The sequence below is a fragment of the Corynebacterium sp. USCH3 genome (assembly GCF_037619475.1).
Lineage (GTDB): Bacteria > Actinomycetota > Actinomycetes > Mycobacteriales > Mycobacteriaceae > Corynebacterium.
This window is the reverse complement of record NZ_JAQPZT010000004.1, coordinates 257,274-271,275: the sequence shown is the minus strand read 5'-3', so window position 1 is coordinate 271,275 and position 14,002 is coordinate 257,274. Positions and strand designations below refer to the sequence as shown.

Genomic DNA, 14,002 nt, shown 5'->3' with positions numbered 1-14,002 from the left:
CGTCTCGTATGCCTCCGTCCCGGGCACTGCCCCGCAGCAGGTGCTAGACCGCCGCGCCCAGCTGTCCTGCGATGAACCGCTGCCCCGCCTGCGAGGGGTGGATGATCATCTTGTAGTTCGGCGTCGTCGTGTCGACGAGTCCGGCAATGTACCGCTCGGCGTCCGGGGCGCAGGTGTCATGGCCCTGGCTGGCGGACTTCAGGTCCACGAACTGCGCCCCGATGTCAGCCGCGGACTGTCGCTGCATCGCCTGCACGGCGGTCTCCGCCTTCGCCAGGTACGGCACCGACACCCCCGACGGACGGTCGGGCACCACATTCACGACGCAGTACGTGTCACCGGCCCCGATCTGCGGCATCCCACTGACAACCAGTGACGCCTCCGGCGCGACGGCGCGGACGCGGCGCGCCGCCTCGCGCATGTCAGCCCGGTACGCCTCCTGCACCGCGTCGAAGTCCGTGACATCGACGCCGTCCTTCTGGCCCCACGGGCCGAAGTTGTTCAGGCCCACCGGGAAGATCACCGAATCAGTGTCCGCGGTCAGGTCCCCGGCGGCGATACTGGCGTCGATCCGGTCCAGCATCGTGCGGGACGTCTGTGCGGTGCACGACCAGTCGCGGACGTCCATTCCCTCACCCCGCAGCAGTCGCGGCCAGTTGTCCGGAGCCTGCAGGCACTCCTTGCCGGACTCCAGCTGGCCTGTCCGCGGGTAGTCGGCGAGGAACGGTTGCAGTTCCTCGTACTGGTTCGCCGTGCCGACGATCTGGTCCGGATTGGCGGTGTACGAGTCGCCGTAGGTCACCACCTTCGTTGAGGCGGGTGCAGCCACGCCTGCTGTGGCGGTGGCGGAACCGACCGTCGCCGACAACAGCAGACAGGTGGCGAAGACACGGGTGGCACGGGTGAATCGACGCATTGAGGGGTGTCCTTCCAGGTGAAATCTCGGCCACGGGCATGACCGCCACAGAGAACTGTAACCTGCACCGTCCGCACCTGCCGGGTTTCCTCGGCCGGCCGCACACCGTGTCCCTGTCCGTGTGAGGGCAGTGTCGCGATCGGTTGTTCCTCGTCTGCAAGCATCCTCCGTTGCTCGTCGATAAGCATCCTCCGTTGCTCGTCGATGCGCGCGGCCTGTGCCGCGAGATCGCGGTCACTCTAGCGCCGGTAGCCATTCGGGCCGCGCGGGACGTCCGGTAGCAGTCCGATAGCGCGGTAGTGACACAGGACATGAAATATCGCACCCGTGGGATCGACGGTCTCACGACTGCGCAGTACCGGGCCTACGAAACGTAGCGCCACGTTCGCCCTCTGAAACCATATGAGAATCAAGGGGTCACAGGTTCAAATCCTGTCAGCCTAACGTTCACCAAGGTGAAGTAAGGTCGTTCACCTGAGCGTTGCCGTGCCTGGTCGTTGATGTCGCCGTGAAGCAGCGGAAAGCCCTCGACTCCGTCACTGACGCGGCCGCATGAACTCCTGCTGCTCCATAAGCAGCCTGCTCACTCCAGAATGTCGAGACCGCTGAGCTGACCACTCGATGGACGACAACAGCTCCGCGACCAAGTGGACACAAGCACCCGCTAGCGAGCAACGAGGGCGCGACATTGATAGCAACTACCCTCGAAAACTGGTTGCACTTTACGATCAGATCCACCTACACTAATACTGCTTGTAAAAAGCGATCAGTTAGGAGTTCGTCATGTCAGCGTCGGAAACAAAGGTCATCCTCGTCCCCGGAGCTTGGATGGGAGGCTGGATCTGGGAACCGTCCGCCGAAAGACTGCGCGGCCGAGGCATCGACGCGGAAGCGATCACACTGATGGGGCTCGACCACGGCGTGCCCGAAGCATCCATTGCCGAGGTACGCCTCGACGACCACGTTCAGCAACTCGTTGAGCATATTCGCAACGAGAGCTCACGCCCTGTAGTCCTCGTCTCACACTCGTATTCCGGCGTGGTCACATCGGCCGCCGCGGACGACCTCAGCGACCGGGTACTCGGTCTGATTCACGTCGGTGCATTTGTCGCGACAGACGGTCGATCCCTCCTCGAGGATTGGGGTGGCTCCAACGAGGACCGCGCACAGGAGAGAGCTGACATCGAGGCGGCGGGTTACCTCTGGCCTGCACCCACGCGGCAGATGCTCGACTTCGAGACTGACCTCTCGCCCAGTGACCGTGACTTCCTGTCCTCGAAGTTCACGGCCCATCCGGGGCGGACGATCCTCGATCCTGCCCGTCTTTCGGCACCTGCACAGGTGCAGCCCTCGACCTACGTGGCGCTGACGACCAGTGGAGGCCTCGACGAGGCGTGGAATGATGCGCCCGGGGCCGCCAAGGCAGCTACCGGATGGCGGCGCAAGCACCTGGTCAGTGGCCACTGGCCCATGGTGTCATCGCTCGATGCTACTGTAAACCTGCTCGAAGCTGAGTTCCACTATTACGCTTCCGAGCGGAGTTAACTCATGGCAACAACAGGGAGGTCGGGGTGCCCGATCAATCTGGCCATTGAACTGTTCGGGGATCGGTGGACGTTGTTGATCCTGCGCGACATCGTTTTCGCCGGTCGTCGACACTTCCGTGAGCTGTTGCGGGGGTCAGATGAGGGCATCACCAGCAGTGTCTTGGCCGACCGGCTCGACCGACTTGTCGACGCCGGTATCCTCAACCGTGCCGATGACCCGACGCATAAGCAGAAGGCCATCTACAGTCTCACCAGCAGCGGGATCGATCTCGTTCCAGTTCTGGCCGCGATCGGGAACTGGGGCGCGACGCACTGCCCTGCGGATCCTGACAAGTCCGCTGCAGCACGCGACTTGCACTACGAGATGCCTGAGTCCTGGGCTAGGCTGATGATCCAGCTCAAGGCGGACCATCTGCATAGTGGAGCGACCTAGGTTTACTTTGGACAAGATCCCTCGGAACATGAGTCCCGAGGACTCTTGCACCAACGGGATCGCTTCACACCCTTTCCGCCGGGAGATATGGTTCAGCGACCGATGCCGAGCTACACGCTCTCATCAACGTCCAGCGCCCACTGAACACCCGGTATGAACCCGGCAATGCACATCCAAGCCCTGCGATGACCACAAACTCCGGCAGGAATACAAGGAATACGGCGACGGCGAGGAACAGCCGCAGTGCCGCGCCCCCGCCGATCGTGTCCGTCAGGTTGAGCACCAGCGCGGTGACAAGAACGATGACCGTGATCCCCGCATGCGCCCGATGCGCTGTCCTCGTCCACCGACGTTGCCGAGCCATAGTCCTCAGTCTCAACTATGACGCAGCGTCGCAGTCAAGGGGCAGCGTCAGTCGCGTTTCCCCGTCTCACTGAGCACCGCGTGGGTGTGGCGGATCATCATGTGTGCCAGCTTCCGGTTCGCCCGTGCGCCCAGCACCGCACCGATACCCAGTGGCAGCATTTTCGCGAACGCCGCCCCCGCCATGCGCCGACGCAACTGCCGGAAGGCGATACGCCCCAACCGCGAGTTGATGTTCCTCTTCTCTGCATCGCTCGCACTGCCCAGCTTCCGGAGACCACCGATCCCCTTCGCTCCCGAGGCAGCCGAGACCGCCTCGTTGCCGGCAGCACCGGCGATGCTGAACAGGATCAGCCGGCGACGTGCCTCCCGGTGGCTGATGTCGATGCCCCGCAGACGCGCACTGGACAACGTGTAGAGGGCGAAGACCTCGACGACACCGAGCGCCTCACCGCCGGCGGCGCCCATGCTGAGCAGCGTCCCGATGCCGGGGAAGAACGCCAGCGCGCCCGTCCCCGCCCCGGTACCGGTCGCCAGGGTGCGGAAATGCCTGTCAATGACCTTCTGCTGCCGTGCGACAGACTTGCGGCCGTGCCTGCGCTGGATGTGGTTGACGTACTTCTCGATCGCCGGTGCCTGGACCTCGGACGCCTTGTCGACCGCCTTGAAGAACTGGCGGGCGAGCTTCCCGTCCGGCTCGTCCAGGTCCGCGATGCCCTTGAGTGCCTCCCTGGACTCGGGGGACAGCTCGTCGTCGCCGACGTCGGCAGACGTCCCCGCCGCACCATCCGACGTATCGGTCTGGGTGGACGCGTCGCGGTGACGACGGCGGGAGAAGGGCTTCGGGAGCTTCACGGGTGTCCTCCGATATGCAGGGGCGATGTGCAGGGCCGGTGTGCCTCGGCACCTCAACAATGTCGCGTCGAGTCTAGCCTTTTCCGCCCCCGAGCCGTCTCCTGACCGTCGCCTGACCGTCTCCGGACCGACCGCAACACAGACGTCACAGAAGTGGCACAACCTCGAAACGACCGCTTCGTAGATTGAGTCGTGTTACGAGACCATCAGCGGCTCAGCCGGGTCTGCATCGCACGGCGTCGGGATGACGGAGCGTACGACCGTAGGGGAAACCGCGTGACGTGAAAGGACCATCATGGTTCAGACCACCACGCCCAGCAGCACCGACAACTACAGCAACGCCGAACTCGACCTCGAGTCGAGGATGGGCGGCGTCGGGACAGAGACCACCGACCGGGCCGTCCCGGTCATCGACGTCAACAACTGGGACCTCACCGACCAGGAGTGGGACACCAAGGCCGAGGAACTCTGGCAGGCCGCCACCACCATCGGGTTCTTCCAGCTGAAGAACTTCGGCATCAGCAAGGCGGAGATCGAAGCCGCCTTCGCCGAGTCCCGGCGCCTGTTCGCCCTGCCGAAGGAGACGTTGGAGACCGTCGCCAAGCCGAAGGGCAAGAACGTCGGCTTCGAGCACAAGTCGCAGATCCGCCCGTCCACCGGAACACCGGACGAGAAGGAGAGCTACCAGCTCACCCGTCCGCTGATGGACGGCCTGTGGCTCGACGACGAGACGCTGCCCGGCTTCCGTGACAATGCCCTGTCCTTCGAGAGCCGGTGCCATGACGTGGCCATGCGCATCCTGGAGTTCTTCGCCGTGAAGCTCGGTTTCGAGCGGGACTACTTCACCAAGGTGCACAACCCCGCCTCCGACCTGCACCAGTGCACCCTGCGCATGATCCACTACATGGCCGTGGATGCCGCCGACAACGTCCCCAACGAGGACGGCGCACCCGTCTGGCGCGCCGGCGCACACACCGACTTCAACTGCCTGACGCTGCTGTTCCAGACCGACGGTGAGTCCGGCCTGCAGGTCATGCCCGGCGCGGACGCCACGCAGGACGTCCAGAGCTGGACGCCCGTGCCCGCCTTCACCGACATCCTCACCTGCAATATCGGTGACATGCTCATGCGGTGGAGCGACGACCGGCTGAAGTCCAACTTCCACCGGGTCAAGGCCGCCGACATCGGGGTGGACATTCCGGAGCGCTACTCCATGCCCTACTTCGCCCAGGCCGACCGGGACGCGGTGATCGAGGGCCCGGACCGGAAGTACGAACCGATGACCGCCGGGGAGTACCTCGACATGCGTATCACGGCGAACTTCAGCAAGGCCGAGTCCGCCAGGTAGTTCCGCGCCATCACCCTCCCCCTCCCCTCCCCCACCGCTCAAGCACCGTCCCGCTCAGGAGCATCCTCCCCCATGACCGCCACCCTCGGCCGCACCGGCCAGCACCAGTCCCCTGTCACCGATCCCGGCACTGACCTCGGTCCGGACGTCGGATTCTCCACCGACGGATCCGCGGTGGACACCAACTTCGGTTGGCGCCACAACCTCACCTACGGCATCCAGCACGTCCTGATCATGTACGTGGGGTGCGTCTCCGTCCCGCTCGCACTCGGCGCAGCGCTCGGGCTCGACCGGGAGACCGTCGCGATGCTGGTCAACGCCGACCTCCTCGTCGCCGGTGTGATCACCATGATCCAGTCGCTCGGGGTTGGACGGATCGCCGGCGGGCGCATGCCGATCATCGGCGGCGCGGCGTTCGTCCAGGTGGCGTCGATGATCTCCATCGGGCAGACGTACGGGCTGCCTGCGATCTGGGGGTGCATGCTCGCCGGTGGTGTGGTGGGGCTGCTCCTCGCCTGGCCGTTCAGCAAGCTGTTGAAGTACTTCCCTCCCCTGGTCACCGGTACGGTTCTGCTGGTTCTCGGGGTGTCGCTGATCGGTGTGTCCGCCGGCCTCGTCGTCGGGCAACCGATGGTCGGTGGCCAGGAGAACCCGGACTACGCCGACCCGCTGTCGATCGGCATCGCCGCACTCGTGGTCGTCGTGGCTGTCGCCCTGTCCTGCCTGGCACGCGGTGTGGTGGCGAAGGCGTCACTGATCATCGCGACGATCATCGGCGTGTTGGTCTGCTGGCCCGCCGGTCTGCTGGACTTCTCCGGTGTCGGCGACGAGCCGCTGTTCGCACTGGTCAAACCCTTCCACTTCGGAGCGCCGGAGTTCCCCCTGGTCGGTGTCCTCTCGATGTCGGTGGTGATGATGTTCCTCTTCGCAGAGACGATCGCCAGCGTGAGTGCACTGTCGGAGATCACAGGGAAGAAGATGAGTCGGTCGGACGTGGCCCGCTCACTGGTCGGGGACGCCGCGTCCGGCGTGCTCGGCGGGATCTTCAACGGCTTCTTCGACACCGTCTTCAACCAGAACGTCGGCGCGGTGCGCACCACGCGCGTGCACTCCCGCTATGTCACCGCCACGGCCGGGGCGATCCTGCTGCTCCTGGGACTCACGCCGGCGACAGGTGCGGTGATCGCGGCGCTACCCGACCCGGTGATCGGCGGGATCTCGCTGATCCTGTTCACCTCCATCGCCGCGGTGGGTGTCAACACCCTGCGGAAGGTGGATCTCACCGACACGGTCAACTCGACGATCGTGGCGATAGCGGTCGCCCTCGGACTGTTGTCGAAGTTCTCCACGGGTATCTGGTCGAACTTCCCGGACTGGGCGCAGACGCTCCTGTCGGACGGTGTGGTCCTGGCCGCGCTGGCGGCCTTCGGACTCAACCTGTTGTTCAATCACACCTCCATCGCGGACCGCGCCCGGGCGGCGCGCAATGAGCGGCGACCCGAGCCGGAGTCGGTGTTCGTGTAAGGGACCAACAGCAGGGCAGAGAACACTACCCGGAACGGGCTGGCCCGTTCATCGGCGAATGGCGCAGCGTTGCCTGTAGCCGATCAGGTGCCTGCCGAGTCACGGTTCTCTGTCGTGCTTCGGCGACTGAGGATCCTCACGTCTTCCGTCCGTCGCCGGCTTCTCACCGACGGTGAGTGACGCCTCTCCGGAAGCCGCCCGCTCTGGTGTCGCCTCGCCCCGACGTTGCACACGTCCGGGGTCAAGGACCCTTTCGACGTCGGCGGCGGTCACCGTCGATGGCTCGTCGGTTGTCGCCTCGGTGTACCAGTCAACGAGCCCGGGATCCTCGCTGTCGAATCCGGCCCCAGCGCCCTCCTCCGGAGGGACGGCATCGGCACCGAAGACAAAATCGTCACCGTACTCGTCGATACCGCGTCGGACACCCTGGGCGATCGCTGCACGTGCATATCTGTGACGGATAATGTACGGGTCGGTGCGAAGATCCTTGGTCCACGACACCATGATGCCGATGACAATAATGGCGAACGGCAGTGCCGAGACCACCATCAAAGCCTGCAGCCCCGACAGAGCGTCCTCGCCTCCCGCAAGCAGAAGCGAAACGGCGATGAGCCCCAGCAGCAGGCCCCAGGTGATGGTGACCCACCGAGAGGGTTCCGGCCGTCCTTCTTGCGACATCGACGCCATCACGATAGAAGCAGAATCCGCTGCCGTGACGAAGAAGATCACCACGGCGATCATCGCGACGACCGACGTCACCATTCCGAACGGCAGGTTTTCCAGCAGCCGGAAGAGCACTTCCTCACTGGTTCCGCCGCTCTGCAGGTCGATTCCCTGCATTGTCATGTTGATCGTCGTGGCACCAAAGATGACGAACCATGCAAGCACGATCGCGGAGGGCACGACGACGATGACGGTCACGAACTCACGAAGGGTACGTCCGCGGGAAATCTTTGCAATGAACATCCCGACGAAGGGGGTCCATGACACCCACCAGGCCCAGTAGTAGGTGGTCCACGACCCCAGGAATTCGACAGCCTCAGGACCGTCGTTGGCGTTCAGGGTCAGCATCGCGCCCAGCTGCTGGAAGAACTCCACCACCGTTGTGGGCATCAGGTTGAGAATGAACACGGTCGGCCCCGCAACCAGAACAAACACAGCGAGCAGGCCAGTCAGGATCATGTTGGTGTTCGACAACATACGGATTCCGCGTTTGACACCGGACACCGCTGACGCAATAAAGAGTGCGGTAAGCACGGCGATGGTACCAATCAAGAATCCATTGCCCTGCGCCCCCAGGCCCGTGACAAGAGTGAAGCCACTCTGGATCTGCATTGCACCGATCCCCAAGGACACAGCCGTGCCGAACAAGGTCACGATGATCGCGAAGAAGTCGATGAACCTGCCGAGCACACGGTGAGTCGCACCGGGGAAGACCGGCTCGAACAATGCCGAGATCAGCGGAGCCCGTCCGCGTCGATAGGAGTTGTATGCGATCGCGCCACCCACCAGAGCGTAGAACACCCAGGCCATCGGCCCCCAGTGCAGCATCGGCTGTGCCAGCGCCGGTAGCACCGCGTCGCCACTGCCACCCTCGACGGTCTGGCTCGGCGACGGGGAGGTGAAGTAGGTGAGAGGTTCCACGGGGCCGTAAAACAACAGGCCGATCCCGAGCCCGGCAGCGAAAAGCATCGAGATCCAGGCGAAACGGGAGAACTCCGGTTCTTCGTCATCTGCACCCAGCCGGATACCGCCGGTCCGGGAATACCCTACGACGAGCATGAACAGCGCGATCGCAATGGCCAGGCCACCGAACAGCCACCCGAAGTTTGCCGTCACCCAGGACAATGACGACGAGCCGACCATCGCCAAGTTATCCGGTGCAGCGAAACCCCAGATGATGATCGCCAGTGTCGCCGCCATCGCCCCGGCGAGAACCACCCGGTTTGTGGGGAAAGTGGCACTGGTCCGCTCCACTCCAATACCTGGAATGAGCCCCGGATGTGGTGGGTCGATGGGGTTGACCGCCGCATTTTTCAGAGCGCGTCGCACGTCACCCGCAGAGCGAGGGATGCGAGTACCGGGTCTGGACGATGGAGAGGGAGGAACACTCTCCCGGTCGTCTGAGTCATGCTGATCGTTCATTGCGCTCTCCTGTCGAATCGCAGTTGTGGTGCCGGTCACGGTCATCACGGCCGCTGTAACGGTAACAAGTCTGAGGGGAAGGTGGTAGTTGATGAATAATCACGTGAAGAAAACCACGCACCCGCTCACGCAGGGGCACTACAGTTTCGGCATGGGCCATATCCGTAGTCACCGAACAGCCGATGGATGTCTCTCTCCCCGTAGAAGGACGCACAACACTGCTGGCCAAGGTAGGGTCTCGGGCACTTTCCACCTCAGAGCGCGGAAAGGTGCCCGGTCGCCTGTCCGAATGCCGCCTACCGCAGTGACAGTGACGGTCGAGCGACGGAGATCCAGGCGTCGCTGACAGTTTGTGAGCGCAAGGCACACCATGACACCGTTTCGGGCCCCGACCGTATTTCCTACAGTTTCCCCATGAAGGAGCACGACACATGATGACCAACCTGACCCCGGAACCTACGTCCCGGCTGCATGACCACCCGGATTTCGGCTACACGATCCGCGACTTCGACTCGATCTACCGTTTCGGTTCCACCGGTGGAAGCAAACCGATTCGTCGGCACATGCGCCGGGTACGCGAAACCATTGCTGATGTCTTCGACGACAATCCCCAGGTCAATGACCGGACGCCGGTGCGACTGCCGGTCGTCAACCACCTTGGTCGCGCCCTCGACCGTGGGACCCAGGGCCACTTGAGTACCCTGAGTGATTCGCTGCGGCGCATCGCGCCAGTTCTGACCTGGGAGCACGGTTATGAGAAGGTCCCCCGAGGCCTGGCCAACAAATACGGCTACTGCGAGATCGTCGGTCCACGCGGCCCCATCGTCACCGACCGGCTCATCCTGGGCCTAGTACTGTTCGCCCCAGAGACCGTCTACCCGCAGCACCATCACCCCAATATCGAGGAGTCTTACATCGCCGTTTCCGGGGAGTGGTCGGAGAATGATGTCGCTGTCCACGCCCCCGGCTCGTTGGTGCTCAACACCACCGGCCACGAACACCGGATCACCACCGGGCGACAAGCGCCCTGCCTGCTGGCCTATTCTTGGTTGGGCCCGTCGGAATCACTAACCCACCCGACCATGCGGTTCTCAGCTCCACGGCGCCGCCGAGCCTAGAGTGGCACCTCCCCGTGCCCTAGCCATTTTTCATACTTGTCCTCGATTTTCCCTCCGCAAACTATGGAGACCCCCGCGCCCATGACTGAGACCACATCCGCCAGCCCCCAGCCCCGCAAACGCGGTCGTCCGCGCAAAACGGATGCGTCCCGCCAGGACACCCGGGAACTGTTGTGCCGTGCCGGTGTCGTCGCACTGACAGAAAAAGGCTACGGCGCGACCGGCATCGACGAGATCCTCACCACCGCCGGGGTGCCAAAAGGATCGTTCTACAACTACTTCGGGAGCAAAGAGGCCTTCGGGGCGGCAGTCATCACCGAGTACGACCAGTACTTCACCCGCAAGATCGACCGGCACCTGGGCGATGAAACCATGCCTGCCATCGAGCGCATCACCGCCTTCTGTATGGATGCCGAGGACGGCATGCAACGGCATGCCTACCGGCGTGGCTGTGTGATCGGGAATCTGGGCCAGGAGATGAATGCACTTCCCGAGGCCTACCGCGCCCAGATCATTGATGTACTCGCCGGCTGGCAGGAACGTGTTGCCGCCTGCCTGACCACCGCCAAGGACAATGGCGAGATTCCCGCCTGGATCGACTGCCGGCAGTCGGCCGAGGCGTTCTGGATCGGTTGGGAGGGTGCGGTCCTGCATGCCAAACTTCACCGCCGTGTCGAACCCCTGCGGACGTTCCGAGGTTTTTACCTCACTGGCCTGGGAATCGCTCCGGAGGAGTCTTCGAGGTAGGACTATCGGTCGATTTTTTAAGACGGTCGGTCTAATATTGGTGGGCGAACGCTTCCCCCACTATGCAAGGAGCATCTTCCGTGTTCACAGGTGTACTGATCGACAATGACGACAACGGCTACCGGGCACGCCTGACCGAGCTCGACGAACAGCAGCTTCCCGACGGCGACGTGACGGTGCGGGTGAGCCACTCAGGGATGAACTACAAGGATGCCCTGGCGATCACCGGCAACGGCAAGATCGTGCGCGACTTCCCGATGGTGCCCGGCATTGACTTCGTCGGACAGGTCGAGCACAGCGAGCACTCCGACAGTACCGCCGACTATTCCGAGGGCGACTGGGTCATCCTCAACGGTTGGGGTGTCGGGGAACGCCACTGGGGAGGACTGGCACAGAAGGCGCGGGTCAACGGCGACTGGCTGGTGCCGCTGCCCGACAACTTCACCCCGGCACAGGCGATGTCCATCGGTACCGCCGGTTACACCGCCATGTTGTGCGTGATGGCCCTGGAACGCCACGGTGTCACTCCGGAGCAGGGGGAGATCGCCGTCACCGGAGCATCCGGCGGAGTGGGCAGTGTGGCTGTCGCCGTGTTGGCGAAGCTGGGATACACCGTCGCGGCGATTACCGGGCGTCCCGACGAGAACCAGTACCTGAAGGATCTCGGCGCCTCGGAGATCCTCGATCGGGCTGACTTCTCTGAGGCAGGCAAGCCGCTGCAGAAGGCCCGGTGGGCCGGTGCGGTCGACGTGGCTGGCAGCCACACCCTGGCCAACGTTCTGGCCGGAACGAAGTACCGCGGCGTGGTGACCGCCTGCGGACTGGCGGCGGGTATGGACCTGCCGACCTCGGTCGCCCCCTTCATCCTCCGCGGTGTGACCCTGGCCGGTATCGACAGCGTGATGTGCCCGATCGAGGACCGTCTTGAGGCGTGGCACCGGTTGGGCAAGGATCTTGACCCGGCGAAGCTGGCCATGATCACCAACGAAATCGGCCTGGACGAGGCCATTCCCACCGCCGAGCAGCTCCTGGACGGCAAAGTACGCGGACGGGTCGTCGTGGACGTCAACAAGTTCTAGCACCGCCTGCCCCGACGAGGCGACCGACGGGCAAGAACGCCCACCTGCACTGTCAGCACAGCGTTTGACCGTCGCGAACTCGGCAGGGCACAGAACAAGCGTCGTAAAGACTCCTGCCATCAGGGTCTTCGATCCTCTGCTCTCCGCTCCGATCATGCACGTGCGTCAAACAGATCTACATGGACCGCCAGCCGCGCGAGATCCCGCAAAGTCTACTTCTCACTAGCACCATCTTGACCATACAATCGCAGTCACAGATGCAGTCGACAACGCAGTTCACACTTCCCGCCGACAAAAACTCGATCGGGTCGGACTGATGATGCAGCGCTGGCCGTCCATCCCGCCGTGGCGATGGACCAGACAGCGTGGCGGGGCGCCTAACGGCGTCTACCCCTTGATCACGGCGACCTGAGCATTGGCCACCTGCGCGACAGTGTCCATCGAGGCAGGTTCCGTACCCGCCACCGTCACCACCGTGGAACCGACGGTCGCGGTGATGATCTGAGAGCGTTCGCCGACCTTGCTGCCGACGTTGAACTCTTCACCATCCAATGTCAGCCCGCTGACCGTGAGGTCAACGGCGGCGACGCTGTCAGCGCCCTCGACACTGACGTCGGCGGGTACCATCGCGTAACTCGTGACCGTGGTCCCCAGGGTTGAGGCGTTCTCCCGCGTGACGTCACCGCACAGCGTCGGATCAGGCGTCTCCGCCCCATCAGCGGTGGCGTCAACGTAAACGATCACACTCGACCCGTCATCTCCGGTGAAGTAGGCGACAGCTGTGGTGTCTCGCGGCCGAGCACCCCAGTCGAGTAGGACAGACGTGTCGAACACGAAGGGCGCGCACTCCTGCGGGGTGATCGTGCCGGAGTTTCCTGAGTCGGACGATCCGAAGATGCCGTAGAAGTCCTCGGCCACGTACCCGGCCGGAGCATCGTCCGCAGTGAGCACCACCTCATCAGGCGAGATCGCCACCTCCTGGCTTCCGTTGCCTTCGGCACCCGCAACGGCGGATTCGTCGGATGCATCTGGGTCTTCACCCGTGCAGGCGGACAGGACGAGCAGGCTGGAAACAGCGACGACTACCGCTTTCCGACCAGTTCTCACCATCGGGAGCATCACGCGCCGACGTTGTTCATCCGCGCGACCTGGTCCACAGCCAGCTGCCGTGCGGTCTCATCGTCGACCATGCCACTCGCGACCACATTGAACGTCCGGTCGCCGACGGTTCCGGTGATGTACCGCACGGTCTCGTCCACGGCTTCCGCCCCGATGTCTTCGCCGTCGATGGTCAGGGCGGTCACCGTCACGTCAGCCGCCATCAACTGGTCCGCGTCACCGATGCTGACGTCCACGGGCTCGGCGCGGAAGGACTTCGACATCGCACCCATCGCGCTGTTCGACTCGCTGGAGAACTCCCCGCACTCGGAGACGTCCGGCAGGCCACCTTCCGGGGCCCCGGTGCTCACTCGGACAATCACACCGGACTCGTCGTCCTCACCGTGGGTGAACGACGCCACGGCGGACGTGTCGGACGGTTGCATCATCCATTCGAACAGCAGGGCGCTGTCGACCGCCAGCGGTGCGCAGTGCGGCGGAGTGACGACGTCCTCTTCCTCGGCACCCTCGTCACCGAAGAATTCGCTGAGATCCTCGTCGTCTTCCGACGTGAGGGTCTCGTAGGTGTACCCCTCCGGAGTGCTTGCATCGTCCAGGATCAAGTCCCGCGGAGCATCGGATGCCGGCGGGTTCTGCAGTGCCTCCTGGGAGGCCGAGTCAGTCCCGGCGTCCGAGTTCTCGGCGTCGTCCGAACTACACGACACGAGGGCACCGGAGACTGCCAACGGCAGCACGGCGAGGGACAGGGGCTTGGCAAAGCGACGGATCATGGGGAACCGAACATCCTTAAGTCTCTGAAAAATAACGT

Annotated in this window: 12 protein-coding genes; 7 read left to right on the top strand and 5 right to left on the bottom strand. The window is 63.7% G+C overall.

The genetic code is table 11. The features are described from left to right. Positions 1-43: 43 nt before the first annotated feature. Entirely contained in the window at positions 44-916 is an 873-nt protein-coding gene (locus tag PQI66_RS10365) for a GDSL-type esterase/lipase family protein (RefSeq protein ID WP_339998060.1), read from the bottom strand. 783 nt (positions 917-1,699) lie between these two features. Between PQI66_RS10365 and PQI66_RS10360 the strand changes: the two genes are divergently transcribed. After that, the gene (locus PQI66_RS10360) at positions 1,700-2,461 is read left to right on the top strand and encodes an alpha/beta hydrolase (RefSeq protein WP_339998059.1); all 762 of its coding nucleotides are present in this window, start codon (positions 1,700-1,702) and stop codon (positions 2,459-2,461) included. Between the two features lie 3 nt (positions 2,462-2,464). Further along, positions 2,465-2,896, top strand: a complete 432-nt coding sequence (locus PQI66_RS10355) for a winged helix-turn-helix transcriptional regulator (protein ID WP_339998058.1) — start codon at positions 2,465-2,467, stop codon at positions 2,894-2,896. A 411-nt stretch (positions 2,897-3,307) separates the two neighbouring features. On the opposite strand, the gene PQI66_RS10350 is transcribed toward PQI66_RS10355, so the two are convergent. After that, positions 3,308-4,114: a hypothetical protein gene (locus PQI66_RS10350; protein WP_339998057.1), complete on the bottom strand. Its 807-nt coding sequence runs from the start codon at positions 4,112-4,114 to the stop codon at positions 3,308-3,310. Positions 4,115-4,409: 295 nt separating this feature from the next. Here PQI66_RS10350 and PQI66_RS10345 point away from each other — a divergent pair, with 295 nt between their 5' ends. Beyond that, on the top strand, positions 4,410-5,462 hold the full coding sequence (locus PQI66_RS10345) for an isopenicillin N synthase family dioxygenase (protein WP_339998056.1): 1,053 nt from the start codon (positions 4,410-4,412) through the stop codon (positions 5,460-5,462). Positions 5,463-5,534: 72 nt separating this feature from the next. Further along, positions 5,535-6,986, top strand: coding sequence for a nucleobase:cation symporter-2 family protein (locus PQI66_RS10340; protein WP_339998055.1), 1,452 nt, complete (start codon positions 5,535-5,537; stop codon positions 6,984-6,986). A 99-nt stretch (positions 6,987-7,085) separates the two neighbouring features. On the opposite strand, the gene PQI66_RS10335 is transcribed toward PQI66_RS10340, so the two are convergent. Next, positions 7,086-9,038 carry a BCCT family transporter gene (locus tag PQI66_RS10335; RefSeq protein WP_339998054.1) on the bottom strand — a complete coding sequence of 651 codons (1,953 nt, stop codon included), beginning with the start codon at positions 9,036-9,038 and terminating at the stop codon, positions 7,086-7,088. Positions 9,039-9,562: 524 nt separating this feature from the next. On the opposite strand from PQI66_RS10335, the gene PQI66_RS10330 reads away from it, so the two are divergent. The 3 genes from PQI66_RS10330 (at position 9,563) to acuI (ending at position 12,075) form a co-directional block, all read left to right on the top strand. Beyond that, positions 9,563-10,249, top strand: coding sequence for a dimethylsulfonioproprionate lyase family protein (locus PQI66_RS10330; RefSeq protein WP_339998053.1), 687 nt, complete (start codon positions 9,563-9,565; stop codon positions 10,247-10,249). Between the two features lie 81 nt (positions 10,250-10,330). Beyond that, positions 10,331-10,996: an acrylate utilization transcriptional regulator AcuR gene (acuR, locus tag PQI66_RS10325; protein ID WP_339998052.1), complete on the top strand. Its 666-nt coding sequence runs from the start codon at positions 10,331-10,333 to the stop codon at positions 10,994-10,996. An 80-nt stretch (positions 10,997-11,076) separates the two neighbouring features. After that, positions 11,077-12,075 (top strand): acrylyl-CoA reductase (NADPH), encoded by a 999-nt coding sequence (gene acuI, locus PQI66_RS10320; protein ID WP_339998049.1) that lies wholly within the window; start codon positions 11,077-11,079, stop codon positions 12,073-12,075. Positions 12,076-12,462: 387 nt separating this feature from the next. Here acuI and PQI66_RS10315 read toward each other — a convergent pair whose 3' ends face one another. Then, positions 12,463-13,050, bottom strand: a complete 588-nt coding sequence (locus PQI66_RS10315) for a hypothetical protein (protein WP_339998048.1) — start codon at positions 13,048-13,050, stop codon at positions 12,463-12,465. A gap of 143 nt (positions 13,051-13,193) precedes the next feature. Beyond that, complete coding sequence (locus tag PQI66_RS10310; RefSeq protein ID WP_339998047.1) at positions 13,194-13,964, bottom strand: hypothetical protein; 771 nt, start codon at positions 13,962-13,964, stop codon at positions 13,194-13,196. Positions 13,965-14,002: the final 38 nt, after the last annotated feature.

What these genes read in the sequence shown, in the direction of transcription:
- PQI66_RS10365 (WP_339998060.1), bottom strand. Translation starts at nt 916, where the DNA reads ATGCGTCGATTCACCCGTGCCACCCGTGTCTTCGCCACCTGTCTGCTG.
- PQI66_RS10360 (WP_339998059.1), top strand. Translation starts at nt 1,700, where the DNA reads ATGTCAGCGTCGGAAACAAAGGTCATCCTCGTCCCCGGAGCTTGGATG.
- PQI66_RS10355 (WP_339998058.1), top strand. Translation starts at nt 2,465, where the DNA reads ATGGCAACAACAGGGAGGTCGGGGTGCCCGATCAATCTGGCCATTGAA.
- PQI66_RS10345 (WP_339998056.1), top strand. Translation starts at nt 4,410, where the DNA reads ATGGTTCAGACCACCACGCCCAGCAGCACCGACAACTACAGCAACGCC.
- PQI66_RS10340 (WP_339998055.1), top strand. Translation starts at nt 5,535, where the DNA reads ATGACCGCCACCCTCGGCCGCACCGGCCAGCACCAGTCCCCTGTCACC.
- PQI66_RS10330 (WP_339998053.1), top strand. Translation starts at nt 9,563, where the DNA reads ATGATGACCAACCTGACCCCGGAACCTACGTCCCGGCTGCATGACCAC.
- acuR (WP_339998052.1), top strand. Translation starts at nt 10,331, where the DNA reads ATGACTGAGACCACATCCGCCAGCCCCCAGCCCCGCAAACGCGGTCGT.
- PQI66_RS10310 (WP_339998047.1), bottom strand. Translation starts at nt 13,964, where the DNA reads ATGATCCGTCGCTTTGCCAAGCCCCTGTCCCTCGCCGTGCTGCCGTTG.